This window comes from Acidithiobacillus sp. AMEEHan, from assembly GCF_030996345.1.
Lineage (GTDB): Bacteria > Pseudomonadota > Gammaproteobacteria > Acidithiobacillales > Acidithiobacillaceae > Igneacidithiobacillus.
Genome location: NZ_CP118747.1, coordinates 1,568,700 through 1,593,282 on the forward strand (window position 1 = coordinate 1,568,700; position 24,583 = coordinate 1,593,282).

28 protein-coding genes, 1 other RNA gene and 1 pseudogene are annotated in these 24,583 nt (G+C 59.6%); 20 read left to right on the forward strand and 10 right to left on the reverse strand.

What is annotated here, in order from left to right; all coding sequences use genetic code 11:
- Nucleotides 1–4: 4 nt before the first annotated feature.
- The 8 genes and pseudogenes from ORD17_RS08120 (at nucleotide 5) to ychF (ending at nucleotide 7,587) form a co-directional block, all read left to right on the forward strand.
- Nucleotides 5–1,924 (forward strand): ATP-dependent DNA helicase, encoded by a 1,920-nt coding sequence (locus ORD17_RS08120; protein WP_308387864.1) that lies wholly within the window; start codon nucleotides 5–7, stop codon nucleotides 1,922–1,924.
- A complete protein-coding gene (gene tsaB / locus ORD17_RS08125) occupies nucleotides 1,921–2,586 on the forward strand; it encodes a tRNA (adenosine(37)-N6)-threonylcarbamoyltransferase complex dimerization subunit type 1 TsaB (protein WP_308387866.1) in 666 nt (221 codons plus the stop codon). Before ORD17_RS08120 ends, tsaB begins: the two co-directional genes overlap by 4 nt.
- The gene (rimI, locus tag ORD17_RS08130) at nucleotides 2,586–3,053 is read left to right on the forward strand and encodes a ribosomal protein S18-alanine N-acetyltransferase (protein ID WP_308387867.1); all 468 of its coding nucleotides are present in this window, start codon (nucleotides 2,586–2,588) and stop codon (nucleotides 3,051–3,053) included. Before tsaB ends, rimI begins: the two co-directional genes overlap by 1 nt.
- A 5-nt stretch (nucleotides 3,054–3,058) precedes the next feature.
- The gene (locus ORD17_RS08135) at nucleotides 3,059–4,675 is read left to right on the forward strand and encodes a peptide chain release factor 3 (RefSeq protein ID WP_308387868.1); all 1,617 of its coding nucleotides are present in this window, start codon (nucleotides 3,059–3,061) and stop codon (nucleotides 4,673–4,675) included.
- Nucleotides 4,672–5,148, forward strand: coding sequence for a sel1 repeat family protein (locus ORD17_RS08140; protein ID WP_308387869.1), 477 nt, complete (start codon nucleotides 4,672–4,674; stop codon nucleotides 5,146–5,148). The genes ORD17_RS08135 and ORD17_RS08140 overlap by 4 nt, the downstream gene beginning before the upstream one ends.
- Nucleotides 5,149–5,291: 143 nt before the next feature.
- A pseudogene (locus ORD17_RS08145) lies at nucleotides 5,292–5,831 on the forward strand (50S ribosomal protein L25/general stress protein Ctc); the annotation flags it as partial.
- Between the two features lie 85 nt (nucleotides 5,832–5,916).
- Nucleotides 5,917–6,486 (forward strand): aminoacyl-tRNA hydrolase, encoded by a 570-nt coding sequence (gene pth, locus ORD17_RS08150; protein WP_308387871.1) that lies wholly within the window; start codon nucleotides 5,917–5,919, stop codon nucleotides 6,484–6,486.
- A 9-nt stretch (nucleotides 6,487–6,495) separates the two neighbouring features.
- Nucleotides 6,496–7,587, forward strand: coding sequence for a redox-regulated ATPase YchF (gene ychF, locus ORD17_RS08155; protein ID WP_308387873.1), 1,092 nt, complete (start codon nucleotides 6,496–6,498; stop codon nucleotides 7,585–7,587).
- Nucleotides 7,588–7,605: 18 nt separating this feature from the next.
- On the opposite strand, the gene ORD17_RS08160 is transcribed toward ychF, so the two are convergent.
- Together ORD17_RS08160 and ORD17_RS08165 are read right to left on the reverse strand one after the other, a co-directional pair.
- A complete protein-coding gene (locus ORD17_RS08160) occupies nucleotides 7,606–8,007 on the reverse strand; it encodes an Rrf2 family transcriptional regulator (RefSeq protein WP_308387875.1) in 402 nt (133 codons plus the stop codon).
- Between the two features lie 91 nt (nucleotides 8,008–8,098).
- Nucleotides 8,099–8,707, reverse strand: coding sequence for a hypothetical protein (locus ORD17_RS08165; RefSeq protein WP_308387877.1), 609 nt, complete (start codon nucleotides 8,705–8,707; stop codon nucleotides 8,099–8,101).
- Between the two features lie 369 nt (nucleotides 8,708–9,076).
- Here ORD17_RS08165 and ORD17_RS08170 point away from each other — a divergent pair, with 369 nt between their 5' ends.
- The 3 genes from ORD17_RS08170 (at nucleotide 9,077) to ORD17_RS08180 (ending at nucleotide 10,113) form a co-directional block, all read left to right on the forward strand.
- Complete coding sequence (locus ORD17_RS08170) at nucleotides 9,077–9,349, forward strand: hypothetical protein (protein WP_308387878.1); 273 nt, start codon at nucleotides 9,077–9,079, stop codon at nucleotides 9,347–9,349.
- Between the two features lie 65 nt (nucleotides 9,350–9,414).
- Nucleotides 9,415–9,810, forward strand: a complete 396-nt coding sequence (locus tag ORD17_RS08175) for a YidB family protein (protein WP_374693362.1) — start codon at nucleotides 9,415–9,417, stop codon at nucleotides 9,808–9,810.
- 36 nt (nucleotides 9,811–9,846) lie between these two features.
- Nucleotides 9,847–10,113 carry a PsiF family protein gene (locus ORD17_RS08180; RefSeq protein ID WP_374693363.1) on the forward strand — a complete coding sequence of 89 codons (267 nt, stop codon included), beginning with the start codon at nucleotides 9,847–9,849 and terminating at the stop codon, nucleotides 10,111–10,113.
- 49 nt (nucleotides 10,114–10,162) lie between these two features.
- Here the strand turns inward: ORD17_RS08180 and ORD17_RS08185 are convergent, their stop codons facing one another.
- From ORD17_RS08185 to ORD17_RS08195, 3 genes are all read right to left on the reverse strand, one after another.
- A complete protein-coding gene (locus ORD17_RS08185; protein ID WP_308387881.1) occupies nucleotides 10,163–10,720 on the reverse strand; it encodes an RNA pyrophosphohydrolase in 558 nt (185 codons plus the stop codon).
- A gap of 85 nt (nucleotides 10,721–10,805) precedes the next feature.
- Complete coding sequence (locus ORD17_RS08190) at nucleotides 10,806–11,246, reverse strand: NUDIX hydrolase (RefSeq protein ID WP_308387883.1); 441 nt, start codon at nucleotides 11,244–11,246, stop codon at nucleotides 10,806–10,808.
- Nucleotides 11,243–11,959: a pseudouridine synthase gene (locus ORD17_RS08195; protein WP_308387884.1), complete on the reverse strand. Its 717-nt coding sequence runs from the start codon at nucleotides 11,957–11,959 to the stop codon at nucleotides 11,243–11,245. The genes ORD17_RS08190 and ORD17_RS08195 overlap by 4 nt, the downstream gene beginning before the upstream one ends.
- An 84-nt stretch (nucleotides 11,960–12,043) precedes the next feature.
- Between ORD17_RS08195 and ORD17_RS08200 the strand changes: the two genes are divergently transcribed.
- Genes ORD17_RS08200 through ORD17_RS08210 form a run of 3 tightly spaced genes read left to right on the forward strand, consistent with a single transcriptional unit; the run spans nucleotide 12,044 to nucleotide 15,955 of the window.
- A complete protein-coding gene (locus ORD17_RS08200; protein WP_308387886.1) occupies nucleotides 12,044–13,087 on the forward strand; it encodes an agmatine deiminase family protein in 1,044 nt (347 codons plus the stop codon).
- A 50-nt stretch (nucleotides 13,088–13,137) separates the two neighbouring features.
- Nucleotides 13,138–13,968: a prolipoprotein diacylglyceryl transferase gene (gene lgt, locus ORD17_RS08205; RefSeq protein ID WP_308387887.1), complete on the forward strand. Its 831-nt coding sequence runs from the start codon at nucleotides 13,138–13,140 to the stop codon at nucleotides 13,966–13,968.
- A 34-nt stretch (nucleotides 13,969–14,002) separates the two neighbouring features.
- Nucleotides 14,003–15,955: a UvrD-helicase domain-containing protein gene (locus tag ORD17_RS08210; RefSeq protein ID WP_374693364.1), complete on the forward strand. Its 1,953-nt coding sequence runs from the start codon at nucleotides 14,003–14,005 to the stop codon at nucleotides 15,953–15,955.
- 56 nt (nucleotides 15,956–16,011) lie between these two features.
- Here ORD17_RS08210 and rpsT read toward each other — a convergent pair whose 3' ends face one another.
- Together rpsT and mrdA are read right to left on the reverse strand one after the other, a co-directional pair.
- A complete protein-coding gene (rpsT, locus tag ORD17_RS08215) occupies nucleotides 16,012–16,290 on the reverse strand; it encodes a 30S ribosomal protein S20 (protein WP_308387888.1) in 279 nt (92 codons plus the stop codon).
- A gap of 271 nt (nucleotides 16,291–16,561) precedes the next feature.
- Entirely contained in the window at nucleotides 16,562–18,406 is a 1,845-nt protein-coding gene (mrdA, locus tag ORD17_RS08220) for a penicillin-binding protein 2 (protein ID WP_308387889.1), read from the reverse strand.
- 69 nt (nucleotides 18,407–18,475) lie between these two features.
- Between mrdA and ORD17_RS08225 the strand changes: the two genes are divergently transcribed.
- The 5 genes from ORD17_RS08225 (at nucleotide 18,476) to ORD17_RS08245 (ending at nucleotide 20,617) form a co-directional block, all read left to right on the forward strand.
- On the forward strand, nucleotides 18,476–18,721 hold the full coding sequence (locus ORD17_RS08225; RefSeq protein ID WP_308387890.1) for a hypothetical protein: 246 nt from the start codon (nucleotides 18,476–18,478) through the stop codon (nucleotides 18,719–18,721).
- Nucleotides 18,718–19,035 (forward strand): cell division protein ZapA, encoded by a 318-nt coding sequence (locus tag ORD17_RS08230; protein ID WP_308387891.1) that lies wholly within the window; start codon nucleotides 18,718–18,720, stop codon nucleotides 19,033–19,035. The genes ORD17_RS08225 and ORD17_RS08230 overlap by 4 nt, the downstream gene beginning before the upstream one ends.
- 8 nt (nucleotides 19,036–19,043) lie before the next feature.
- A non-coding RNA gene (ssrS, locus tag ORD17_RS08235) (6S RNA) lies at nucleotides 19,044–19,225 on the forward strand.
- Nucleotides 19,226–19,229: 4 nt separating this feature from the next.
- Entirely contained in the window at nucleotides 19,230–19,826 is a 597-nt protein-coding gene (locus ORD17_RS08240; RefSeq protein ID WP_308387892.1) for a 5-formyltetrahydrofolate cyclo-ligase, read from the forward strand.
- Nucleotides 19,823–20,617, forward strand: coding sequence for a TIGR00282 family metallophosphoesterase (locus tag ORD17_RS08245; protein ID WP_308387893.1), 795 nt, complete (start codon nucleotides 19,823–19,825; stop codon nucleotides 20,615–20,617). The genes ORD17_RS08240 and ORD17_RS08245 overlap by 4 nt, the downstream gene beginning before the upstream one ends.
- Here the strand turns inward: ORD17_RS08245 and ORD17_RS08250 are convergent.
- Genes ORD17_RS08250 through ORD17_RS08260 form a run of 3 tightly spaced genes read right to left on the reverse strand, consistent with a single transcriptional unit; the run spans nucleotide 20,602 to nucleotide 23,568 of the window.
- Entirely contained in the window at nucleotides 20,602–22,365 is a 1,764-nt protein-coding gene (locus ORD17_RS08250; RefSeq protein WP_308387894.1) for a M61 family peptidase, read from the reverse strand. The genes ORD17_RS08245 and ORD17_RS08250 overlap by 16 nt on opposite strands.
- 7 nt (nucleotides 22,366–22,372) lie before the next feature.
- Nucleotides 22,373–22,915 (reverse strand): isochorismatase family protein, encoded by a 543-nt coding sequence (locus ORD17_RS08255; RefSeq protein ID WP_308387895.1) that lies wholly within the window; start codon nucleotides 22,913–22,915, stop codon nucleotides 22,373–22,375.
- 2 nt (nucleotides 22,916–22,917) lie between these two features.
- Complete coding sequence (locus ORD17_RS08260) at nucleotides 22,918–23,568, reverse strand: protein-L-isoaspartate O-methyltransferase (RefSeq protein ID WP_308387896.1); 651 nt, start codon at nucleotides 23,566–23,568, stop codon at nucleotides 22,918–22,920.
- 73 nt (nucleotides 23,569–23,641) lie between these two features.
- On the opposite strand from ORD17_RS08260, the gene ORD17_RS08265 reads away from it, so the two are divergent.
- Nucleotides 23,642–24,580, forward strand: coding sequence for an MlaD family protein (locus ORD17_RS08265; RefSeq protein ID WP_308387897.1), 939 nt, complete (start codon nucleotides 23,642–23,644; stop codon nucleotides 24,578–24,580).
- The last annotated feature ends 3 nt before the right edge of the window (nucleotides 24,581–24,583 follow it).

The following is a 24,583-nucleotide window of genomic DNA, read 5'->3' on the forward strand; positions in this document are numbered from 1 at the left end:
GTCCTTGAGCGCTGCCGGGAGTCTGTCTGATTGGCAGGAAATACTGGGCGCGACAAGTCCCCTGGCCGCGTTGCTGCCGGGATTTCGCGTGCGTGGCCAACAGCAGGAGATGGCGGCGCGGGTGGCTGCATTATTGATGGACGGCGGGGTGGCACTGATAGAGGCGGGCACGGGAACGGGCAAAAGTTTTGCGTACCTCCTACCCGCGCTTCTTTCTGGTCGGCAGGTCATTGTCTCTACTGGCAGTCGCGCCTTGCAGGACCAGCTCATTGAAAAGGATCTGCCGCTCTTGCGCCAGGCGTGGCCGCAGTCGCTGCGTATCCAGCGGCTCAAGGGGCGCAGCAATTACCTCTGTCCCTATCGTTTGCAGGAAGCGCTGCGGGGAGGCGTGGCGGTTGCTCTGCAGCGCGACTTGCTGCGGGTTGCAGACTGGGCTGCCAGCAGCCGGGAGGGCGATATTGCGGAATTGCGCAGCGTGGCCGAGGATTCTGCGGTCTGGCCGCTGGTGACTTCGACCCGAGACAATTGCCTCGGCGGGGACTGCCCTGAACAATCCTCCTGCCCGGTCCTCGAGGCCCGGCGCCAGGCGCAGGAAGCGGAGCTGATCGTCGTCAATCATCATCTTCTGCTGTCGGACCTTGCGCTGAAGGCGGATGGAAAAGGCGACTTGCTGCCAGCTGTCGATGCGCTGATCGTCGACGAGGCGCATCAACTGCCGGAGCTCACCGCACAATTTTTCGGCCGGCATTTGAGTGCCCATCGCCTGAGCGAATGGGGGCGAGATCTGCGCGTTGCAGCCCTGGCAGAGGCCGCTGACGATCTTGCCCTGTGCACCGCAGTGCAGGACTGGGAGCGTGCCGTACAGAGCTGGCAGGAGAGTGCTGGCGAGGGAAGGCAGGAGTGGCGACCCGATGATGATGCGCACGTGGCCCAGCAATTTCGCGCGCTACTGCGCTGTTTCGAACCCCTGCAGGAGCAGTTGCACGCTGCGGCCATACGCGGCAAGGGCCTCGAGCAGTGCAAGCGCCGTGGTGAAGAGCTGCAAGGTATGTTGGCGCATTTCGCCGCCCCCGGTCTGGAGGAACAGGAAGTCCGCTGGTGTGAGCGACGTGGGCGTGGTCTCTTGCTGCACGCCACCCCTCTCGACCCTGCGGAGACCATGCAAAAACACCTGTTTTCGCAATTCGATACGGTCTTGCTCACCAGTGCCACCTTGCGTATCGGTGGTGATTTCGTGCAAACGCGAAAGCTTTTCGGTTTGCACGACAGTCAGGATTTTCTTGCCGCAGCTCCCTTCGACTACGCACGCCAGGCCTTGCTGTATCTGCCCGATGGCCTTCCCGAGCCGAGCAGTCCCGCTTATACCCGCGCCTGTCTGGAGGCGGCCCTTCCGGTGCTGGAGGCCAGCGCAGGCCGGGCCTTTTTTCTCTTTACCAGCCATCGTGCCCTGCAAGAGGCCGCGACGCTTCTTTCCAGTCGTCTGCGCTATCCGTTACTGGTGCAGGGGCAGGCGCCGCGCTCGCGTTTGCTCGAACGCTTTCGCGCCGCGGGCGATGCAGTCTTGCTCGGAGCGGCAAGTTTTTGGGAGGGGATCGATGTCCAAGGGGAGGCGCTATCGACGGTGATTATCGACAAACTTCCCTTTGCCAGTCCGGGCGATCCGGTGCTGCAGGCGCGCATGCAGCGTATTCGGGAGCGAGGTGGAGACCCCTTTCGCGACCTGCAGATTCCGCAGGCGGTCATTGCCTTGTGTCAGGGGGCGGGCCGTTTGATTCGCTCGGAGCAGGACCGTGGGGTGTTGATGCTTTGTGATCCGCGTTTGCGCAGTAAGGGCTACGGTCGCATTTTCTTGCAGAGTTTGCCGCCCATGCGGCAGAGTAGTGAGCTCGCAGAAGTGCGGGACTTTTGGCGGGCAAGCGCATGAAGAACATCTGGTTGGCCATCGAGACCGCGACCGAGGCCTGTTCAGTAGCCGTTGCGGATGGCCAGGATCTCTGGCAGGACATGGTCATCGCCCCCAACCGCCACAGCGATCTGCTTTTGCCGATGATCGATGCCCTCCTGGCTCACGCCGGCCTGCAGCTCGGGCAAATCGAAGCTCTCGCCTGCGGCGTCGGTCCGGGCGGCTTCACTGCTGTGCGGCTGGGGATCAGCACCTTGCAAGGTTTGGCCATCGCAACGGATCGGCCACTCTATCCCGTCTCCAGCCTGCAGGCCCTGGCAGCCTCGACACCCGGTCAACGGGTTCTGGCAGCCTTCGATGCCCGCAAAGGAGAGGTCTACGCGGCGGCCTTTCGCCCCGATGACGCTGGTGTTCCCGAGCTTCTTGACGCAGAACGGGTCTGCCGCCCTGAAGACCTCGCTTGGCCGCCAACAGCAGAGCCGTGGCGGGGCCTGGGCACCGGCTGGACTCCCTATGCACAGCACTGGTCCGAGGTTCGTTGCTGGCGCGGTGACGCGTATCCCCAAGCGCTGCAGGTCTTGCAACTTGCCCGCCTGCGCGCCGCTGCCGGCGATCCAGGAATCCCGCCCGAAGCACTGGAGCCGCATTACATCCGTCCTTCCCAGGCCGAGGAGGGCAAATAATGCCGCTGCGGATCATGACCAGCGATGATCTCGATGCCGTAGCGGCCCTGGAAGAACAGATTTCTCCCGGTCCATGGACGCGGGGGATTTTTCGGGACTGTCTGCTCGCCGGTTACGACGCCTGGGTGGGTGTGGCAGGCGACCAGCTGCTGAGTTTTGGCGTCCTCTCGGTGGGGGCGGCGGAGGCCCATGTGCTGAATTTGGGGGTCAATCCCTTCCATCGGCGCCGTGGACATGGCCGGGAAATGCTCCACCACTTGCTGGGCCGTGCCAGACAACTGGGCGCCGAACGGGCGTTTCTCGAGGTGCGAGTTTCTAACCGCGCTGCGCAGGAGCTCTACCATCAGGCGGGCTTTCATGAAATCGGCGTGCGTTTGCAGTATTATCGGAACAAAGAGGGTCGCGAGGACGCCTTGGTGTTATCCCTCTCCTTGGCCAATGCCCTCCCCACTTTGTCTGAGAGTTGAACGAGATGTCGGAAAATGCCGAGGCGCTGGCGCGCCCCCACAGTCTGGACGAGATTCGTCGCCGTCGTACCTTTGCCATTATCTCGCACCCGGATGCCGGTAAGACGACCCTGACAGAGAAGCTGCTGCTCTTTGGCGGGGCCATACAGATGGCAGGGACGGTAAAGGCCCGCAAAAGTAATCGTCACGCCACCAGCGACTGGATGGCCATCGAAAAGAGTCGCGGAATTTCCGTAGCTAGTTCGGTGATGCAGTTCGAATATGCCGATCACGTGATCAATCTGCTCGATACGCCAGGCCACCAAGACTTCTCCGAAGATACCTATCGGGTGCTGACGGCAGTGGATTCGGCGCTGATGGTCATCGACGCGGCCAATGGCGTCGAAGCGCAGACCATCAAGCTGCTGGAAGTCTGTCGGCTGCGCGACACCCCGATCATCACCTTCATGAACAAATTCGATCGCGAAAGCCGCGACCCCACCGAGCTCATGGATGAAGTGGAATCCGTACTCGGTATCGCTTGTGCCCCGGTCACCTGGCCGGTGGGCATGGGCAAGCGCTTTCGCGGGGTGTATCACCTGCTGCGCGACGAGATGCTGGTTTTTGTGCCGGGACAGGAGAGTCGTGAGCAGGAGTTGGAAATCATCTCTGGTCTCGATAATCCTGCGCTAGACGAGCGATTTCCAGAGGAAATGGCGGACTTGCGCGCTGAAATCGAGCTGTTGCGTGCCGCCGCCAACCCCTTCGATCTCGAGGCGTTTCTCGCCGGACGCCAAACACCGGTTTTTTTTGGCTCGGCCATCAATAACTTTGGTGTGCGCGAATTGCTGCAGGCCCTCGTCGACTGGGCGCCGGGACCGCTGGCGCGTCCTGCTACCAGTCGCCTGGTCGCGCCTGAGGAAGAAAAGTTCTCGGGCTTTGTCTTTAAAATTCAGGCCAACATGGACCCGCAGCATCGCGACCGGGTCGCGTTTCTACGCATCTGTTCCGGACACTTCCAGCGCGGCATGCGCGTGCGTCACCTGCGCCTGGGTCGGGAGATGCAGATTCACAATCCCATCACCTTTCTCGCGCGTGAACGTGAACTGGTGGAAGACGCTTACGCTGGTGACATCATCGGTTTACACAACCACGGCAGTATCCAAATCGGTGACAGCTTCAGCATGGGCGAGGACCTTCAGTTCACCGGGATCCCGTACTTTGCCCCGGAACTGTTTCGTCGCGTCCGCCTGCGCAATCCTCTCAAAGCCAAGCAGTTGCAAAAAGGCCTGCAGCAGCTGGCGGAGGAGGGCGCAACGCAAGTCTTCCGGCCCCTGCAAGGGGGCGACCTCATCCTCGGTGCGGTCGGGGTCCTGCAGTTTGATGTAGTTGCAGAGCGGCTGAAAAGCGAATATGCCGTCGAGGCCAGTTTTGAACCCGTGAATGTGCAGACGGCGCGCTGGGTGGAATGCGCGGATGCCAAACGCCTGGCGGAATTCCGCCGCAAGCTGGAAGAACATCTGGCGGAAGATGCTGGCAATCGGCTGGCCTACCTTGCTCCCTCACGGGTGAATCTAGAACTGACCCAAGAGCGCTGGCCAGAGATCACCTTCCATGCTACCCGTGAGCACGCCGGCGCATGAGATTGCCCCTCCGCGCCGTTGCCTTGGTCGCCGCTTTTCTTGCAACGGCGGCGTTTGCCCAAGATTGGGAAGCCCTGCGTAATCAGGCGGAACAGGATCCGCAGGCTCTGGCGCGACTACAGCAAGCGGCGGGCAGCGGCCATGCTGAGGCCGCGTTTTTCCTGGGTACGCTCTACGCTCCGCCCATTTGCAAAGCGGAACGCACGGTGCCCAAGAGTTGGGAACAGGCACTGCACTGGTATCGCATCGCCTCCGACCTGGGGGTGGCGAAGGCCGATTTCGACTTGGGTCTTGCGTATGAAAAGGGTCTTGGCGTGCGCAAGAATCCGGCATTGGCACGCTACTACTATCGGCGTCTGATGACCCAGGCGGCACGCGAGGTCGGCGTACCTGCCGATCGTGCCGAGGCCCTCGGTACGGGCGAGGCATATTCCCGAGATGCTGTCACTGGCCGGCCCCCAGGCAGGGAATGACCCGCACCATCCTGCTGCGGCGCGGCCAGCAGCACCTTGCGCCAGGGACTTGATCCTCGTATAGTCTGCGCCTCATTCAGGGGAGAAAGGCACGGTCGTCCCTCGCCCCGCTCGTGACAACGCAATAGAAGGAGTGATCATCAATGACCGAAGCAAATTTTGTCCTTGCTGCCGAGACACGCAGTGAAGAAGGGCGCCGTAACAGCCGGCGCTTGCGCCGTGCGGGCCGGATCCCGGCGGTCGTTTATGGCGACGGCAAGCCGGCGGAATCCATCAGCCTGGACGTCTTTGCCGCCTACAAGTTTCTTGGCAATGAACAGGTATACAGCAACGTCGTCACCCTGGAGCTGGGTGGCCGCAAGGAAAGCGTGCTGATTCGCGACCTGCAGATGCATCCCTACAAGGATGAGATCCTCCATGTGGACTTCATGCGCGTGCATCAGGGCGAGCTGGTGACCTTGAATGTGCCTGTGCATCTGCGTAACGAACAGACCGCTAGGGGAGTGAAGATGGGAGGCGGTCTGCTGCATCGTGCGCTGACGGAAGTCGAGATCCAGGCCCCAGTCGGCAAGTTGCCGGAAGCCATCGAAGTCGACGTGGCAGAGCTGCAGGTGGGAGAGAGTATCCACTTGTCGAATCTGACGCTTCCCGCGGGTGTCGTACTCGTCGCGCTCAAGCATGGGGACGACAAAGAAGTGGTGTCGATCCATGCCCCCATGGTCCGGCGGCTGACGAAGAGGAAGGCGCCGCGGCAGAGTAAACCATTCCATGGACTGGCTGATCGCTGGCCTGGGCAATCCCGGGTCGGACTATACAAAAACCCGCCACAATGCGGGTTTTTGCTTTGTACAGGAGCTGGCGCTACGTCAGCATGCGTCCTGGCGCCTGGAAAAGGCGTGGAAGACGGAGTTGGCCCGAATCGAGGTGGACGGCAATGATGTCCTCCTGCTACAGCCGCAGGATTTCATGAATCGTTCGGGTGCGCCGGTGCAGGCCGCTGCCGCCTTCTACAAAATTCCTCCTGCGCGTATCCTCGTGGTGCACGATGATCTCGACCTCCCCGTGGGCGTGGCGCGTTTCAAGTGGTCGGGTGGCCATGGTGGGCACAACGGCCTGCGCGATCTCGACCGTGCTCTGGGTACGCGGGATTACTGGCGCCTGCGCATCGGCATCGGTCACCCCGGCCACCGGGATCGTGTCGTAAATTATGTGCTGGCACGCCCTGGGGCGATGGAAGAAAGGGAAATCCATGCCGCCATCGACCGCAGCTTGGGTGTTTTGGATGATTTTCTCGCCGGGCGGCAGGAAGCTGCCATGAAGACCCTGCACAGCGAATAGGAGCTCTCCATGAGTTTGGCTTGTGGCATTGTTGGTCTCCCCAACGTTGGTAAATCCACTCTTTTCAACGCCATCACCAAGGCGGGAATTGCGGCAGAAAACTACCCCTTTTGTACCATCGAACCCAATGTGGGGCTGGTCAGTGTCCCCGATTCCCGTTTGCACGCCCTTGCCGAGATCGTTCATCCGCAGAAGGTGGTGCCGGCGGTGATGGAGTTTGTCGATATCGCCGGACTGGTGGCTGGCGCAGCCCAAGGCGAGGGTCTGGGCAATCAGTTTCTCGCGCACATTCGCGAGACCGATGCCATTGCCCTAGTGACCCGGTGTTTTGTCGATCCGAATGTGGTGCATGTGAATGGGCAAATCGATCCCGTTGCTGACCTGGAAACTGTCGTGACGGAGCTGGTGTTGGCGGATCTGGCCAGCCTGGAAAAGGCACAGGCGCGCGCAACCCGGCAAGCCAAGGGCGGCAACAAGGAGGCGATCGAGGAGCTTGCCGCCATCAATAAACTGCAGCCGCATCTGGATGCTGGCAAGCCGGCGCAAAGCGCGCCGTTGACGGCAGAGGAACGCCGAGCGCTACGCGGACTCTTTTTGCTGACCTTGAAGCCGTTGATGGTCATTGCCAATGTAGCCGAGAACGAGCTCGAAGATGGCCCATGGCGCGCGCCCCTGGAGGCCTGGGCAGGGGAGCGGGGCGCTCGGGTGGTACCGGTTTGTGCCGCCATCGAGTCCGAGCTGGCGGAGCTGGAGCCAGAAGAGCAGCTCGCGTTTTTGCAGGACCTGGGACTGCAGGAGCCAGGACTCAACCGAATCATCCGCGCCGCCTACCAGCTTTTGGGTCTACAGACCTATTTCACGGCGGGTGAAAAGGAAGTGCGTGCCTGGACGATCCCGGTAGGGGCCACCGCCCCACAGGCCGCCGGTGTAATTCATAGTGACTTCGAACGTGGTTTTATCCGAGCGCAGACAATCTCTTACGAAGATTATATTCACTATCGTGGCGAGACGGGTGCCAAAGAGGCCGGCAAACTGCGTGCCGAAGGCAAGGACTATGTCGTCCACGACGGTGACGTAATGAACTTCCTGTTCAATGTCTGACGCCTCCTCTGCTGTCTCTCAGGACGGCAGTAGGCTTGCCAGAAGAAATCCCCTGAGCAGCTTGTTTTGTTGTTCCTGCAGCTCCATCCACGCGGTATGCAGAGGGCAGGGGTGGAGGTCAGAACACTCTTTTTGTCCGAGAATACAGTGTACCTGTTTTTCTGGGGCGGTGCTTACCGCTTGCAGGATGTCGTAGACGCTCAGGCTCGCAGCCTCAGGTCGCAGCGCAAAGCCGCCACCCTTACCCTTGAGGGACTCCAATACACCGCGTTTGGCCAGAATCCGTAAAACGCTCGCCACGCAGGGTTCAGAAACCCCTATGGCGTGCGCGATGTCGCGACAGAGAATCGGTACCCCAATCCCCTTCTCCGCAAGGAACAGCAAACAGCGCAGAGCACATTCAGTATTTTTGTTGAACATTCGTAGTCGGTTGTCGGGTGGCAATTAGGGTGGAGGAAGCTTTGCAGCACTTCCTCGCACCCATGGAACAGGAAATTCTGGTGGATGGATCTTAGTGAGCGGCAACAGCGGAAGGCTTGCCTCCACTGGTGCGCAGGGCATTGCGCCGCATCGCCCAGCTCATACCCAGCATGGCTGCCGAAAAAGCTGCCGAGAATCCGATGACGATCCAATTGTAGATGCCAGAGCCTGCCTGTGGAGCGACGGCAAAGATCACCTGCAAACAAACGGCCAGGGCGAGGTAGGCCGAAGATCCAATGATCAGGACCATTTCCTTGTTCTGGACATTGCGAATTACCCAGATCCCTTCCAGCACGCCGACGATGGCGACCCAGGCAAATACGGTCAACAGGGTAAACACCATGTTGCCCTGCGTGGCCAAAATGATAACGGCGATGCCGGCAGCGACGCCAACGACGGCCTTCAGGGCGATCAAAACCCGCGGGCAGGCGCCTGAGCCCTTCTGTGCCAGACGAATCGCTGAGTAGCCGCCGTCAAAAAAGACATAGATAGCAAAAAACCAGATGAGCAGTGTCATGGTGGCACCGAAATCCAGCAGCGCGGCAATCACGAATGCCAACGCGGCAATACCGCGGGCAAAAAGCAGTTGCCAGGAGAATAATGTGATACGGTCTTCCCGCCCGAGTGTCTGTGTATTCATAGGTGTATCTCCTTTGTTCCTGTCCCGAAAATTAGTAAAGAATGAGAAAAAGCATTCTTTCATCTGTTTTATAGTCAAATGGAAAACGCAAAGCAACTATTATTTTTTTATTTTTCTGATTATCCTATAACATTTATTATTGATAGTTATTGGTTAAGTTTAATTATTATTAAATTAAAGTTCTCTTATAAATTGATTTTCCTGCCCTTTAACCCGGTGGAGTCGGGCGGGTTCTCCGCTTTTCGCCTCCAGAACTGCCTGATATTTCTTTTTCTTCCTTGCGAACTATGCTAGAGTTCCAAGGTAGGGGAGGCTCCACCATGCCCCTCCTTGAGCAAGTAAGTCAGGATTGACCCAGAAGGGAGCGTTATGCCCATCGTTGCACCGCAGTATGGTATCACCCCGGAGCGCAAGCGTGCGCGGGATCAGGAAAGTGGGACGGATCAGCGCGTCCCCCGGCGTCCGGCCGAGTCGACGCCTGTCGGAAATGCCGATCAGAATGGTCGACCGCAGTTCTGGTATCCAAAAGACCTTCCCATCCCGGAGGAGACGGCGCATCCGGTCACTGCTCAACCCGCCTCTCGTTCGAGCACACGATCCGTGACCGTGGAAGTGCGTAAGCGACGCAGCATTCCACGCTGACCCTTGAATGGCCTGATGCTCTGCGGTATTTTCCACCGCGGATATACGAAAACGGGAGGGCGGACATGGGCCTGCTTGACGATGTGTTATCCAGTGGTATGGCGGCCATTGGCGCGGATCAGGATGGCTTTTTGGGCACTGCACTGCGCTTTTTGCAGAACCAGCCAGGCGGGGTGAGCGGCACTTTGCAACAGCTGCGCGACAACGGATTGGGTTCAGTTGTCGATTCGTGGATCGCCAATGGACAGAACCAGCCGATCAGCGCGGATCAAATCGAATCCGCCATTGGCAGTGATCGAATTCAAAACATCGCCAGCGTGATCGGTGTGGATCCGCAAACCCTCACGCAGGGGTTGAGTCAAGTCCTCCCGGGGATCATCGATCGTTTGACGCCGGGAGGTCAGACTCCGGACGCAGGAGGTCTGGATCAGGCCCTGCAAAGCTTGAAAGGATTGTTGTAGTTGCTGTTGTACTCAAAACCAAAGGAGAACACCATGTTGAAACAAGTATTGGCTTCCTGTGTTGCCGTGTCGTTCCTGGTCTCCGGTGCCGCTTTTGCGGAAACTGCCGCACCGGTCGCGCCGATGAAGATGGAGAAGAAGGTAGAGCAGCACAAGATGGAAAAGAAAGTGGAGAAGAAAACCGAGGCTCCGCGCAAGCTCACCGCACAGCAGGAAAAGATGAAGACCTGCAATGCCCGTGCGAAGGGCATGAAGGGCGAGCAGCGCAAGGCTTTCATGAGCAGCTGTCTGAAAAAGAAGTAATTCAGGTTCGTGAAGGACGGAAAGGCTGGCCGCGCCGCGGCCAGCCTTTTTACGTTGCGCTGCTGGGGTGCCGACGACGTTGTGGGTAACGACTTCCCCGATGGGGCAGCGTGTTGCCCCGTTCTGGAACGGGGAAGGGCGCCGGTGGCGCGCCGATCAGTGGCGCCAGCTCCTGCAGGGCCAGGCAGTAAACGCGCCGCTTGAAAGCAATGATTTCTGCCGCCGGGCGCCAATAATCCACCCACTGCCAGTCTTCAAATTCTGGGTGCGCCGTCTTCAGATTGATTTCCGCCTCACTACCCTCAAAGCGCAATAAAAACCAGATCTGTTTTTGTCCGCGATAGCGCCGTTGCCGACTGCGATTCCGCGCATTGGGCACGTCGTAGCGTAGCCAGCCCCGGGTACGGCCCAAAATACACACCTTGTTGGTGCCGACTTCTTCCAGGAGCTCACGGAATACCGCCTGTTCGGGACTCTCGTTGCCATCAATACCGCCCTGGGGGAACTGCCAGGCATTCTCACCTACTCTTTTTGCCCAGAGTACTTGATTGTCTTGGTTGCAAATGATCATGCCCACGTTGGGGCGATAGCCGTCTGCGTCGATCATCGCTGTGTCTCTCTACAGAATTTATTCCACTGTAACAAAATTCTGGGGAGAGGTCATGGGCGCTTGCGGATGGCAAATTTGCAGATTAGAGCGAATGAAGGAGATCGAGGGAGCAGCGTTGTCCGGCAAGAAAATCCTGAATACATTGCTCTACCATTACCGTACGTAGCCTTGCTGCGGGGAGTTCCTCCCGCCGCAACCAACGCGGACCCAGGATACCTGTGTCGAGGGGCGCCAGCGGATCATGTCCGTTGGTGTGGCCGGCGAAGGCAATGCGGAGATAGGTGAGGTCTTTGTGCGGATGTTGCCAGTGGTAGATGCCCAAAATGGCTTCCGGGACAAAATCGTAACCCGTCTCTTCCCGGGTTTCACGTATGACGGCCTCGATCAGGCTCTCCCCTCTTTCCCAATGACCGGCAGGTTGGTTGAGGCAGGGTACACCATCGATGAGCTCTTCAACGAGAAGGAAACGCCCGGAGGTATCGCAGGTGACGGCGGCAACGGTAACATGCGGGCTCCATCTCATTCGGCGGTCTCCTGCTGCATCTCGTTTTCCTGCAAAAAGCGCCAGGCACCGGGCTGCAGATCGCCGAGAGTAAAGGGGCCAAAGCCCTCGCGATGCAGTGCCTGCACATGATTGCCCAAAGCTGCCATCATTCGGCGTACCTCATGGTAGCGCCCTTCCCGCAGGGTCAGGCGGATTTCCCGCTCGCCCAGTCTCTGTACCTGCGCCGGTTTGCAAGGGGTGTTTTCGCCCTCCAGAAGCAGATTGCCGCTGGCGAGAATCTGCTCCGCATCGTTCCGCAATGGCTCCGCCAGCAGCACTCGATAGTGACGCGGAACGAGGTTACGCGCGTGACTCCAGCGGTGCAGCCATTGCCCGTCGTCACTCAGCAGCAGCAGGCCACTGGTGTCGCGATCGAGGCGCCCGGCACTGCTCACGACCGGACGGCGGTAGCGCCAGCGCATGGGCAAGTCATCATAGATGCTGTGCGGATCGTCGTGCGCACAGACCGTGCCCAGAGCTTTGTGGTAGAGCAGATAGAGAGGGCGTGCTGGATCGATGGCCTCGCCATCGACACGGACTTGATCGGCATTGACCTTGCTTCCAGATCGTAGCCTCTCCGTTACACCGGGGACGCTGATGCGGCCTGCGCGCAGCCAGTCCCGTACCTCCGAGCGGCTGCAATAGCCCAGTCGGGAAAGAAGATGGTCGAGGCGCTCCTGTCTGATGGTCATCAGCGGAGTGTAGCCGCCAAAAGGCGGTGACGGAAGCGTGGCGAGGACCTACAATGCGGCTTGATTTTTCTTCGGGGAGCGATCATGGCCGACGGGTTTACCCTGCCTGCAGAGTGGGCAGCACAGCAGGCGGTGCAATTGACTTGGCCGCATCCGGCCACGGATTGGGCGCCGCGGCTGGAGCAGGTCTTACCGGTCTTTGCTGCCATCGGCGCGGCTGTCAGTCAGCGGGAAGATTTGCTGGTGGCCGTGCATGACGATGCCAGCCAGCGCGAAGGTGAACGACAGCTGCGCGCAGCGGGCGCTGATCTCTCGCGTTGCCATTTTCATCGTGGTCCCAGCAACGATTCCTGGGCGCGAGACCATGGCCCCATTACCCTGCGGCACCCGGATGGACGCCGTCGACTGCTGGATTTTGCCTTCAATGCCTGGGGCCTGAAGTTTGCCGCCGACCTCGATAATCAATTGACGCGGCGCCTGCACGCTGCGGGAGCGTATGGTGATCTGCCCCTGCAATCCTTGGGTATGGTGCTGGAAGGCGGCAGTATCGACAGCGATGGCCAGGGCACGCTGTTGACCACGGAGGCCTGTCTGCTTTCGCCCAATCGCAATCCGCAATGGTCCCGAGAAGAAATCAGCAGCCAACTTTGCATTCTGCTCGGTGTCGAGCGGGTGTTCTGGCTGCAGTCGGGCTATTTGCAGGGCGACGACACCGATGCCCATGTGGATACCCTGGCGCGTTTTTGCAGCCCGGGCGTCATTGCCTATCAGTCCTGCGATGATCCCCTGGACGATCACTTCGCCGCTCTGCAGCAGATGGCAGCAGAACTGGCGGGATTTCCCCAGATCGATGGCCGCCCCTATCACCTGATTCCGTTGCCTTGGCCAGCTGCTCGCTATGATGAAGATGGCGAGCGACTGCCCCTTAGCTATGCCAATTTTCTGATCATCAATGGTGCTGTGCTGGTCCCGAGCTATGATGATCCTGCCGATGCGGTAGCGGCGGAGCGGCTGGCGGCGGCGTTCCCGGATCGCGAAATCGTCCTGCTCCCCTGTATCGAACTAGCGCGCCAGCATGGCAGTCTGCATTGTGTCACCATGCAGATTCCCGCCGCAGGCTCTGCTTGACAGAATCGTATCAGATGGCCATCGTGACTTATCTGTAAGGGAGTAGTTCCATGCTGCACTATCCCAATATCAACCCCATCGGTTTTCAATTGGGGCCCATCACCATCCATTGGTATGGTCTGCTTGAGATCATTAGTTTTGTCATTGCCACCTTGTGGCTGATTCGCCGCGGGCGCCGCAGCCACACGCCCTGGAAGAAATCCGAGGTGGTCGATCTCGAATTTTTTGTGGCGATCGGCGCCATACTCGGCGGCCGCGTGGGGTATATTCTCTGGTACAACCTCCCCTACTATGTGCAGCATCCCTTGCACATGCTCTTTATCTGGGATGGCGGCATGTCCTTCCACGGCGGTTTGCTGGGGGTTGTACTGGCTTGCTGGCTCTTTGCCAGGAGCAAGCCGCAGCATGGCTTCCTACCCACGCTCGATTTTATCGCACCCGCAGTTCCCATTGGCTTGGGTCTCGGCCGCATCGCCAACTTCATCAATGATCAGCTCTTTGGCCGGGTGAGTCACTTGCCCTGGGCGATGGTCTTCCCGGCCGGGGGACCGCAGCCGCGCCAACCGTCACAACTTTATGAATTCCTGCTTGAAGGAGTTCTGCTATTCGTGATTCTAGCGATCTACAGTCGGCGTCCCCGTCCCATCGGCGCGGTGGGTGGACTGTTTGTGTTTGGTTACGGTGTGTTCCGCTTTCTGGTCGAGTTCGTCCGGCAACCCGATATTCAGTTGGGCTTTGTCCTCGGTCCGCTGACCATGGGACAGGTGCTTTCCATTCCCATGATCATTCTCGGGCCGGTCATCATTTGGTGGGCCTATCGTGGTGGCTTTGCCGAACAGGCGGGCAGCGCGCCGGCGCCGTTGGAGGCTCAGGCTGAGTAGCCGTCCCGATCTCAATGGGCCGCAATGGGAAGCAGTGCGCCATGTGCATGGGCCACTGCTGGTGTTGGCCGGTGCAGGCTCGGGAAAAACCCGGGTGATCACCCAGAAGATCATCCACCTGATTCAGAACGAGCAGGTCGCGGCGCAGCACATTGCCGCCGTTACCTTCACCAACAAAGCGGCGCGCGAGATGAAGGCGCGGGTTTTTCAGCGTCTGGAGGGGCGAGTAGGGCGCGGGCTGATGGTCTCGACCTTTCATCGTCTGGGCTTGCAGATTCTACGACGAGAGCTGCCGCGCCTGGGCTACGGTCCGGCTTTCAGTGTCATCGATCCCGGTGATGGGCTGGCAATCGTGCGCGGACTGCTGCGTGAGAGCAACGGAGCGGCGGCCGATCTTGCCGAGGTGATCCAGGCCCGCATCTCGCGCTTCAAGAACGATGGCCTGACGCCGGAAGAAGTCGTATCCGAAGATCAGATCGGTGCGTTGGCGCAGGCCCTCTACCCCGAATACAACAAGTCCTTGCGTGCCTGTAATGGCGTGGATCTCGACGACCTGATTCTGCTGCCCACCCGCATTCTCAGCACCGACGAGGCAGCGCGCGCCTATTGGCAGGATCGCATCCGCTACCTCCTGGTAGACGAATATCAGGACAGCAATGGCGCGCAATATCGGCTTCTGCGCGTGTTGTTGCAACAGCGCCAGAATCTGACGGCGGTGGGAGACGATGATCAAAGCATCTACTCCTGGCGTGGCGCCGCTGCGGACAATCTGCATCGTCTGGCCGAAGATTTTCCGACCCTAAAGGTGATCAAGCTGGAGCAGAATTATCGCTCTACGGCCCGTATTCTGCGAGCTGCCAATGCCGTCATCGCGCAAAACGAGCACTTATTCGAAAAACGATTGTGGTCGGATCTGGGGGAGGGCGAGCGCATCCAGGTGCATGCCTGTGTGGATGAGAGTGATGAGGCGGAGCGAGTCGCGAACACGATCTTGCGTGACCGCTTTCAACGTGATGGTGCGTATCGCGATTATGCGGTGCTATACCGCAGTAATCATCAGTCTCGCCCGCTGGAAGCAGCGTTGCGCGCGGCGCGGATCCCCTATCAGGTCTCCGGTGGGATCTCGTTTTTCGAGCGTGCGGAAATCAAGGATTTTCTTGCCTATTGTCGATTGATCCACAATCCCGAAGACGATCCAGCGCTGTTGCGGGCCGTGAACACCCCGCGCCGAGGAATCGGCAGTCAAAGTCTGGAACGCCTATGGCAACATGCGCGGGTCCAGGAGCAGTCCTTCTTCGCCAGCATCTTTGCGGAAGATTTGGAGTTGCCGGTGCGCAGTCGCAGCGCCTTGGAAGAATTCGCCAACTGGATCAATCAGAAAAATGACGAAGTACAGCGCGCTGCAGAATTGCTCCCGGTCTTGCAAAGCATCCCAGAAGAGATTGGCTACTGGCAATATCTTTTGGACGAGGAAGATGAGCGCAGTGCCCGGCGCCGCTGGGAGAATCTGCAGGAATTGTTGGATTGGATGGGCCGTCTGCTTGAGCAGGAGGATGGTCCCAAGGATCTCGGTGAGCTGCTGCAACGTCTGATGCTCTATACCATGCTCGAACGGGAAGAGGACGATGATCGCGATGTCGTGCGCTTGTCGACCCTGCATGCGGCGAAGGGGCTGGAATTTCCGCAGGTATTTCTGGTGGGACTGGAAGAGGAGTTATTGCCGCATCGCAATAGCGAGACGCCGGAGCAGATCGCCGAGGAGCGTCGTTTGTTCTATGTGGGAATGACCCGCGCGCGCTTTCGTTTGCAGCTCAGCTTCTGCCAGAAGCGTAAGCGTTATGGAGAAACCCTGAATCCCGTACCATCGCGATTTTTGCAAGAGATCCCCGCCGAGCATCTGGACTGGCCAGGCGCTGCGAACACAGTGGCTGCACCCGAGGAAACCGAGGACGCCTTTGTGCGCCTTCGCGCTCTGCTCGACGGTTGAAAAGCGAAAAGCCAGTCGTCCGACTGGCCCCGTATCTCGCTAGCTACAAGAGAGAGTTAGGCGGAAGCCTGCTCTCCCATCGCCTTCACCCGTGCCGACAGGCGACTCTTGGTACGCGCCGCGGCATTGCGATGGATGACGCCTTTGCTCGCGGTCTTGTCGATGATCGACTCGGCAGTGTGCAGGGCAGCACGAGCCTGCTCCTGGTTACCCTCATGGACGGCGCGCAGCACGTGCTTGACGTAGGTGCGCATACGGGAATGCAGACTGTCGTTGTGCAGCCGCCGCTTTTGATTCTGAATTGCGCGCTTGCGCGCCTGAGCCGAATTCGCCACGCTACCACTCCTGATACATGCAAAACGAAGGCCCCGTTGCTGGGGCGAAAGATCAGCGGAGTGTGCGCAGTTTCGCCAGGAAAGTCAAGACGTGTGTCAGCCCAACGAGCCAGCGATGGAGATTTCAGAGCGAATTGGCACGTCGTCGCAACCACCTCCTTCGCTTTCCCGGCTTGGGAACCGCGGGCATTGGCTACCCAGCCAGCCGAGGTACCCTCGGCAAGATTGGATTGACAGACTGAGGCGGCCAAATTGTGTCACTGTTGCGCGGTCAGTGCTGCGGATGCAAATGCGCCGCGGGAGGGCCGGGGTCGCGGTCAGGCTGCAAGTAAGCGGCAATGGTGGCACGGGCCACCGGCAATGCCTGCCAGGCATTGTGGCCGCCATTCTCCACCACCACCGCCACGGCAATTTTCGGCTGATCTACCGGAGCCCAGCCGATGAACAGGGAGTCATTGTTGTAAATCGTCCGGCCATGGGCATAGCCCTCGGGAATCTGTGCAGTGCCGGTTTTGCCGGCGATGCTGATGCCGGGGATGCTGACGGTATGACAGGTTCCGGTATTGACGCAGGCCTCCATCCCCTTGCGCACGGCATGTAATGCTACCGGATCGATATGGAGATTTTCCGGTGCCGCATTGGGGATGGGACTCCGTTCTCCGGTGCTGGGGTTGACCCATTCCTTGCCGACCTGTGGCTGCACCAGATAGCCGCCGTTGGCAATGGCGGATACGGCGCGAGCGAGTTGCAAGGGGGTCACCAGGAGATAGCCCTGCCCAATGCCCAGGATGACCGAATCACCGGTATACCAGGGTGCGTGCAGATGGGCCCGCTTCCACTCGGGGGTGGGAACCAAGCCTGCCAGGCCGCCGGGTAAATCGATGCCGGGCGACTTGCCAAAACCGAAGCGCCACAGGGTTTGATCCTGGAGCTGGATGCCCATCTTCACCGCCAGTTTGTAGTAGAAGACATCGACGGACCAGGCTAACGCCTTGGTTAGATTGGTTTCGCCAAAACCACTGCGGTTCCAGTCCCAGTAAGTGTGTCCGCCGAGCTGAAAATTGCCCGGACAATAGGTCTGAAAATCCGGGCCAATTACCCCCGACTGAATGGCCTGGATCGAGAAGAAAGGCTTGGCGCAGGAGCCAGGCGGGTAGAGGCCATTGTCGGCGCGGTCAGTCAGGGGATGACCGGGGTTGTCGAGGAGACTGCGCCAGTGCGCCGTGCTGATGCCATCAACAAACCAGTTGGCATCGAAACTGGGGCTGCTGACCATGGCGAGTACATGCCCATCATTGGGATCAAGAGCGACGACGGCGCCCCGATAATGGTTGCTCTCAAGGGCATTGGCGGCTGCCTCCTGCACCCGCAGCCGTAAATGGGTCACCAGATTGTCGCCAGCCACCGGCTGTTGCTCTTCCAGCGTGCCGACCTGCAAGCCTTCAGCATCGATCTGTTTGATCTGATACCCCATCTGGCCGCGCAATCGTTGCTCGTAGTGGCTTTCCAGACCGGTCTTGCCGATGTAGTCCCGCCCGCGATAGTTCTCTGCCTGATGTCGTTTTAGATCGCTCGCGGTGATGGGACCCACATAGCCGACGACATGGGCAAAAAGGGCACCGAAGGGGTAGTTGCGATGCATCAGTGCGGTAACGCGTACCCCAGGAAATTCTGCCTTGCGCACCGCTAAGGCGGCGACTTGCTGGGGACTGAGATCGGCTTTGAGGATGATGGGATCGAAGCTCGCCTTGGCCGCCATGCTTTTGTCGAAACGGGCCATATCACCGTCGGAAAGATCGAGCAGTTTCTGCAGCCGATCGAGGGTGCTGTCCAGGTCGTTGGTCTGATCCGGTGTGACTTCCACCGCGTAGGTGGGCTGATTTTGCGCAAGAACCTGGCCATGATCGGCAAGGATCAAGCCGCGGGGTGGGTTGACGGGAACCAGGGCAACATGGTTGTCGTGGGCGAGTTGCCGGAATTTTTGATAATGCAACACCTGCAGGTCGAGCAGGCGGGCGAGCACGACCAACAACAGCAGCAGCACCACGACGGCAGCAAGGCCGAGCCGGTTACGAAAATTCTGCCCGGAAACAAGAGGGGTGGAGGTCTTTTTCATGGGGTTATCGATTTGCAAATGCCTGCTGCCCTTCGTACACTCCTTTTCACACGGAAGCCGGGGGTAAGCGTGCGGGAATCTCGGGTCGAATCTCTCCTGGGTCAAGTCGAAGCCATGATACTCGATTATCACGCTCTGCGCCGCCAGGTGCGGGGGGTAGGTCAGATTGCCGAACTTGCGCGGCTACGTCGGGAAAAAGAGATCCTGGAAGCAGAAAATCTGCAGCTTCGTCGACAGCAGCAAGACATTCGCGAGCGTCTGGATCACTTACTAGAGCAAATCTCCATCTGGGAACGGGAAGAGTATCAGCGATGAGTCAGGGCAATGCCGCCGATACGCGCGAACTGATCGCCGCAGAGTTTCTCAATCAGTCCTATCAAATCACCTGCTCGCCCGAGGAACGGAATCTGCTCGGGCAAGCCATTGCCTTGCTGCAGGAGCGGTTGCAGGCAGCAAAGGTGCGTCAGGGCGTGGGCGTCCAACGCGAGCGCGCCCTGCTCATGGTCGCGTTGAATCTCGCTGCCGACCTGCAGCGCAGCCAGGGTGAATTGCAACAGGCGCAGCACACTTTGGAGACCGTGACTGCCCGACTGCAGAACCTGGTTGACATGGGGCAGGGCGCGGAGTAGCTTGGAATCACTCCCTGCGGGGCTCGTGGTTCCGGGATATTTCCTGAACCAACATTGTCTATCCAGGGGGCCTTGGTCCATATCGTTGGTGTGCCGCTCCCCTGCGGAGTAGCCTGATACGATTCCGGGGCTCCCGACCTGGTCGTCAGGTTCGTGGGATAGCGGGCGCCACGACCCAAGCGGGGAGTTTTTCTTTGTCAGTATCTAAAACCGATATTCGTCGCAGCATGCGGCAACGGCGTGCGGCCCTGAGCGCCGCTGATCTCCGCCAAGCGGAAGGTGGCCTGCTCCATCAGTTGCGAAAATCTCTGGTTCTCCGCAAGGCGCATACCATTGCTTTATATTGGCCCATGCGCGGGGAGATCAGCGCATTGCCCATTTTGCAACTGCCTTGGTCGCATCGCCAACGATTCTTTCTCCCCGTCCTGGCTGGCTTGCATGCGACCGAACTTCGTTTCGCGCCGTTTTCCGCAGGTACAACCCTGCGCAAGAATCGTTTGGCCATCCCCGAGCCCGAGGTGGCGCGTCGTTACTGGAAATCCGCCGCAGAGCTGGATTTGTTGCTGTTGCCGTTGGTCGCCTTCGATGCTACCGGCCATCGACTGGGCATGGGGGGCGGTTTCTATGATCGTAGCCTGGCGTCGTTGCGGCACCGCCGTCACTGGCGTCGACCGCGTTTGGTGGGGGTGGCCCACGCCTTTCAGGAGCTGCAAGAATTGCCTACGGAGCCATGGGATATTCCTCTGGATGCCATTGCCACGGAACGAGAATATCGGAGTTTTCGACGATGAACATACGAATCTTCTTTGCGGGCGATGTGATGGGAGCGCCCGGACGCCGTGCCTTGCAGCACGGCTTGGCCGATCTGCGCGCGCAGATGAGGCTGGATGCGATAGTGGTCAACGGCGAGAATGCTGCGGGCGGTGCGGGAATCACGCGCAAGATTCTGGACGAATTTTTTACCTGGGGCGTTGATGCGGTTACGGCTGGCAACCATGTTTGGGATCAAAAGGAAGCGATCTCCTTTATCGTCGAGGAGCCGCGCCTGCTTCGGCCGTATAACGCGCCTCCCGGTACGCCGGGGCGCGGGGCGCTGCGTATCGAAAAAAATGGCTGGAGCCTGGGCGTGCTCAACCTCATGGGGCGCCTGTTCATGCATCCGCTCTATGATTGTCCCTTCCGCGCTGCAGATGCAGCCTTGAGCGACGATCTAGCCGACTGTGACGTGATTCTCGTCGATTTGCACGCGGAGGCCACGAGTGAAAAATATGCCCTTGCCTGGCATCTGGACGGCAGGGTTAGCATGGCGGTGGGTAGCCATACCCATGTTCCCACGGCGGACGAGCGGGTGTTCCCGGGGGGAATGGCCTATCAGAGTGACGCCGGTATGTGCGGTTGTTACGATTCGATCATCGGGGTGGATAGGGAGGTTGCCAAACGTCGCTTCATCGACGCCATGCCTGCCAAGGCACCTGTGGTCGATGGCGTGGCGAGCCTCTGTGGTCTGCTGGCAGAAATCGACACGCAGACCGGTAAGGCGATTCGGGTGGAGCGGATTCGTCGGGACTACGCCGCAGGCTGATTTGCCAAAGTCCCGCTGAGCCATTCGCTGCAGCGCTGATTTCCGCCGTCGCTGATCTGCAGATAGGCAGTATCCAGCGGGGGGGCGAGCGGAAGGCAGTCGCATTCACGCATCCGGCCATCGCGTAGAAAGTGCAGATGCCGGGGGATTCCCGGGGGCAGTCGATCGAATTCGGTCTGCAGGCGCTCCGCGAGGATCTCTTCTCCGTCCAGGGCCAGCAAACGATCGCCCGGGCAGAGGCCCGCCTGTTCCGCCGCAGCGCCAGCGCGCACAAAGGTCAGTTCCACGCCCAGCGCTGCCTTTTTCCAGTGGGCACCGAGATCCGAACGTCGACCTTCCGTCTCCTGGCCACCACGGTCCTGCTCGTCGCGGGCGGCACGCCAGTGCAGATCGATCCCCAGAATCTGCAGGCATTCTTCTAGCGGTAGAGGCTGCGCTTCGATAACCCACTGCCGCACTTCGTTACCCACGCTATTTCCCAAGACTGTCTCCAGCAGGGAAAAGATTTCGCCCTCGGGCAGGGACCGCTGCGTTTGTCCATACTCTTGCCAGAGTTGGCGTAGAAACGCGTCGAGGCTTGAGCCTCGCTGCCGCAGTCGAGCGTCGAGACAGAGGGCGGCCAGGGCGCCCTTGTTGTAGTAGCTGATCTCGAAGTTGGCCGCGGATGGATGCGGATGATAAAGCTTGGTCCAGGCGTCGGCACTGGATTCCGCAAGACTCTGATAGGCCTCCCCGGGACGTCGGGCGAGGCGGGTGATTTCCTGTCCCAGCTCTTCCAGGTACTCGCCAGGAGACCAGAGGCCTGCGCGACACAGAAGCAGGCTATCGTAGTAAGAAGTGATGCCCTCGAAGACCCAGAGATCGCGGCTGATAATCTCTGTTTCCCAGAAACTGTCGCTCCATGCCGCCGGCCGGATACCCTGGACCAGCCAGGAGTGAAAATATTCGTGGCTGGCGAGGCCAAGAAACTGACGGTAGCCTTTGGGATCGGTGCCGTCGAGATCACTACGACTGCACAACAGGGCGGAGGATGCCTGGTGTTCGAGGCCACCGTAGACGTTTTGCCCACCCATACACAGAAAATGATAGCGCGAGAAGGGGCTGCCGCGCCAAAACTGCTGCTGGTAGGCACAGATTCGGGCAAGATCCTCGCCCACGCGCAACAATTCTGGGTTGTCGTGGCCCAACAGAGCAAGGTGGTGAGGCAGTTCCCCAGCACAGAAATCCACCCGGTGGAGGGGGCCGAAGAGCAAGGGATGGTTGCAGAAGCTGCGGTAGTCGGCTGCCTGGAACTCGCCCCACGACCAGGCGCTGGCAGAGAGCGCCTGCATGCTGGTGGCTAGTTGCCAGTCGGCTGGACCGCTGATTCGCAGGATATGTTCCCGCTGCTCTTGGCCAAGCACCCGCAGAAATACCGCCGGGCCATTGAAAAACCCGCCCATATCATCGAGATAGGCAGTGCGCACCGATCTGTCGAAGGCATAGACCTGATAGGAGATGGTTACCGGGCCGTTGCCAGGGGCTAGGCGCCAGTGGTCCTTGCGGAATTTTTCCACGGGCAACTCTAGCCCGCCCGCAGTTGCCCGCATGCTGACAATGTGGCGGGCGAGATCACGGACGGTATAACTACCGGGCACCCAGGCGGGCAGCGCGAGAATCTGGCCGTCAGGGTCGGGCTCGGCAAGATGCAGATCTACCTGAATCAGATGCGCACTTGCGTGGAGGCGGATATGGTATTGCAAATTCACGAATGCCTCAGCGCCAAGCGGGTGCCAGTTCTCGAAAACGGGGATCGGCAGCGTCCTCCATCCATTCGTAAAAGATGGATTCGGTACTGCTCAAGGTGACGCCAGTCTGCCGCAGACGTGCGAGTGCCCACTCGCCCTGCTGGGGATCGCGACTGCCTATCGCGTCGATGGGGATAACCACCTCCCAGCCTTGGGACTGCAGGTCGAGGGCAGTCTGCAGCACGCAAATGTGGCTTTCTACCCCAAGCAGGCAGATCTGCCGTCGATCTACCCGGGAACGCAGGGCATTGCGCAAGGCAGGATTTGCGTAACAGGAGAACTCAGTCTTCTCGAAGACGGTACCGAAATCCTGGAGGCTGGGGTCGATCGCGCCGAGGCCTTTGGGATATTGGGCCGAGAGCAGAATGGGAAGCTCCAAGGCTCTGGCACTGCCCAGGAAGCGATGGACGTTGTACAGCAGGGTTTCCTTGCGTTCGCCCCCCAGCATGGCCAGCAGCTTGTCCTGCAGGTCGATGACGAGGACGAGACTGCGCGCCGCACGAATGCGCATCTTCAGAACTGGAATTTCTTGCTGACGGGATGGCGTAGCGCGGGAATGTCTGTTTCAAACAGATCCCTGCTGCCCAAACTGCCTTCGGCAGTACGGCGGTAGCGGCGCACCTCACAGAGCGGTGACTCACCGAGGATGGCGAGCAGGCGCCCGCCGGGCTTCAGCTGCTCGAGAAAGGCCCTGGGAAGCTGTGGGAGAGAGCCGGTTAGGACAATAACGTCGTAGGGGCCGGGTACGGGCCAGCCGCCCGCAGCATCGCCCACGTAGAGATGCACATTGGTAATGCCCTGCAGCTGCAGACGTCCTTCGGCGGCGTGGATAAAATCAGCGCGATCGTCCACGCTGTGGACGAGCTTGCCCATGCTGGCCAGCAGGGCGGTAAAGTAGCCGCTGCCGGTGCCTACCTCGAGGATCTGGTCTTGCGGGCGAATTTCCAGCTCCTGCAAAACCCGTGCTTCCATCTTCGGCGTCCACATGCGTTCGCCATGCCCCAAAGGGATTTCAAAATCGGCAAAGGCGAGGCCCTGCAGCTGCGTGGGCACGAACTGTTCCCGCTTGACGCGTTGCAGAACTTGCAGAACTTCCGGGTCGAGGACATCCCAGGTGCGAATCTGGGTGTCGATCATGGTTTGGCGAAGGCTGTCGAAGTGCATGGGAATCATCCAAAATACCTGCTACATTTAGGCATGCCGTCCAGGGCAAGTCAATTTTTCCGGGGGTCGATCATTGGAAAGTCGGGCGCATGCTTTGATTGCCTTGGTCTTTATTGTCGTGTTGGGGGCAGCACTCGCCGCGGCTGGACTCTGGATGCACCACTCGGCGCCGGTCGGCAAACTCTATAATGTCATCTCCCCGTACAGTGTGACCGGTCTTACGGTGCAGGCGCCGGTGCGTTTCAAGGGCGTGCGCGTGGGCGAGGTGAAGTCCATTGGCTTCGATCCACGCAATCCGCGTATGGTACAGGTGCAGATCAGTATCGATGCCAAGACCCCCATTACCAAAGCGACCTTTGCCGAGCTGGAACCGCAGGGAGTGACGGGCTTGAGCTATTTGTCGCTCAGCGATGCCGGTACGGATTTTTCGCCGCTGGCGCATGCGCCAGGGCAGGCCCCCGACATTCCCATGCATCCCAGTTTCATTCAGGTGCTGTCCCGCAGCGGCGAATCCTTGGTCAACCATGGCAATGAATTGGCCTTACGCATGAACGACCTCCTCGACGAACAGAACCGCAAGCACTTCAGTGCGACCTTGCGTCATCTGGATCAGGCCAGCGCCGAGCTGGCCGAGCTGGAGGCCGCTTTACAGCCGGCGCTGCGGGAGTTGCCGTCGACCATTGCTGCGACCCGCTCGACCATGCAGTCCAGTCAGCAACTGTTGCGTCACCTCGATGAGCTGGCGCTTGCCGCCAAGGCGCCTTTGCACCAGCTCAGCGGTACCAGCATCGCCTTGCAGCGGCTGGCAAGCTCTGGTCAGCAGAGTGTTGCCGTCCTCAATGATCAGACCCTGCCGCAGCTCAATACCCTGACGCAGAACCTGTTGCAAAGCAGTGAGGATTTGGGCGCCTTGAGTCGGGAATTGCGGCAAAACCCCCAGGCACTCCTGTATGGGCGTGGCTCCCCTCCGCCCGGGCCTGGACAGTCGGGCTTTGCCGGAGGGAAATCATGAGAG

Bases quoted from the DNA above. Each gene is read 5' to 3' on its own strand.
- tsaB (WP_308387866.1), top strand. From the start codon at position 1,921: ATGAAGAACATCTGGTTGGCCATCGAGACCGCGACCGAGGCCTGTTCA.
- rimI (WP_308387867.1), top strand. From the start codon at position 2,586: ATGCCGCTGCGGATCATGACCAGCGATGATCTCGATGCCGTAGCGGCC.
- ORD17_RS08135 (WP_308387868.1), top strand. From the start codon at position 3,059: ATGTCGGAAAATGCCGAGGCGCTGGCGCGCCCCCACAGTCTGGACGAG.
- ORD17_RS08140 (WP_308387869.1), top strand. From the start codon at position 4,672: ATGAGATTGCCCCTCCGCGCCGTTGCCTTGGTCGCCGCTTTTCTTGCA.
- pth (WP_308387871.1), top strand. From the start codon at position 5,917: ATGGACTGGCTGATCGCTGGCCTGGGCAATCCCGGGTCGGACTATACA.
- ychF (WP_308387873.1), top strand. From the start codon at position 6,496: ATGAGTTTGGCTTGTGGCATTGTTGGTCTCCCCAACGTTGGTAAATCC.
- ORD17_RS08160 (WP_308387875.1), bottom strand. From the start codon at position 8,007: ATGTTCAACAAAAATACTGAATGTGCTCTGCGCTGTTTGCTGTTCCTT.
- ORD17_RS08165 (WP_308387877.1), bottom strand. From the start codon at position 8,707: ATGAATACACAGACACTCGGGCGGGAAGACCGTATCACATTATTCTCC.
- ORD17_RS08170 (WP_308387878.1), top strand. From the start codon at position 9,077: ATGCCCATCGTTGCACCGCAGTATGGTATCACCCCGGAGCGCAAGCGT.
- ORD17_RS08175 (WP_374693362.1), top strand. From the start codon at position 9,415: ATGGGCCTGCTTGACGATGTGTTATCCAGTGGTATGGCGGCCATTGGC.
- ORD17_RS08185 (WP_308387881.1), bottom strand. From the start codon at position 10,720: ATGATCGACGCAGACGGCTATCGCCCCAACGTGGGCATGATCATTTGC.
- ORD17_RS08190 (WP_308387883.1), bottom strand. From the start codon at position 11,246: ATGAGATGGAGCCCGCATGTTACCGTTGCCGCCGTCACCTGCGATACC.
- ORD17_RS08195 (WP_308387884.1), bottom strand. From the start codon at position 11,959: ATGACCATCAGACAGGAGCGCCTCGACCATCTTCTTTCCCGACTGGGC.
- ORD17_RS08200 (WP_308387886.1), top strand. From the start codon at position 12,044: ATGGCCGACGGGTTTACCCTGCCTGCAGAGTGGGCAGCACAGCAGGCG.
- lgt (WP_308387887.1), top strand. From the start codon at position 13,138: ATGCTGCACTATCCCAATATCAACCCCATCGGTTTTCAATTGGGGCCC.
- mrdA (WP_308387889.1), bottom strand. From the start codon at position 18,406: ATGAAAAAGACCTCCACCCCTCTTGTTTCCGGGCAGAATTTTCGTAAC.
- ORD17_RS08230 (WP_308387891.1), top strand. From the start codon at position 18,718: ATGAGTCAGGGCAATGCCGCCGATACGCGCGAACTGATCGCCGCAGAG.
- ORD17_RS08245 (WP_308387893.1), top strand. From the start codon at position 19,823: ATGAACATACGAATCTTCTTTGCGGGCGATGTGATGGGAGCGCCCGGA.
- ORD17_RS08255 (WP_308387895.1), bottom strand. From the start codon at position 22,915: ATGCGCATTCGTGCGGCGCGCAGTCTCGTCCTCGTCATCGACCTGCAG.
- ORD17_RS08260 (WP_308387896.1), bottom strand. From the start codon at position 23,568: ATGCACTTCGACAGCCTTCGCCAAACCATGATCGACACCCAGATTCGC.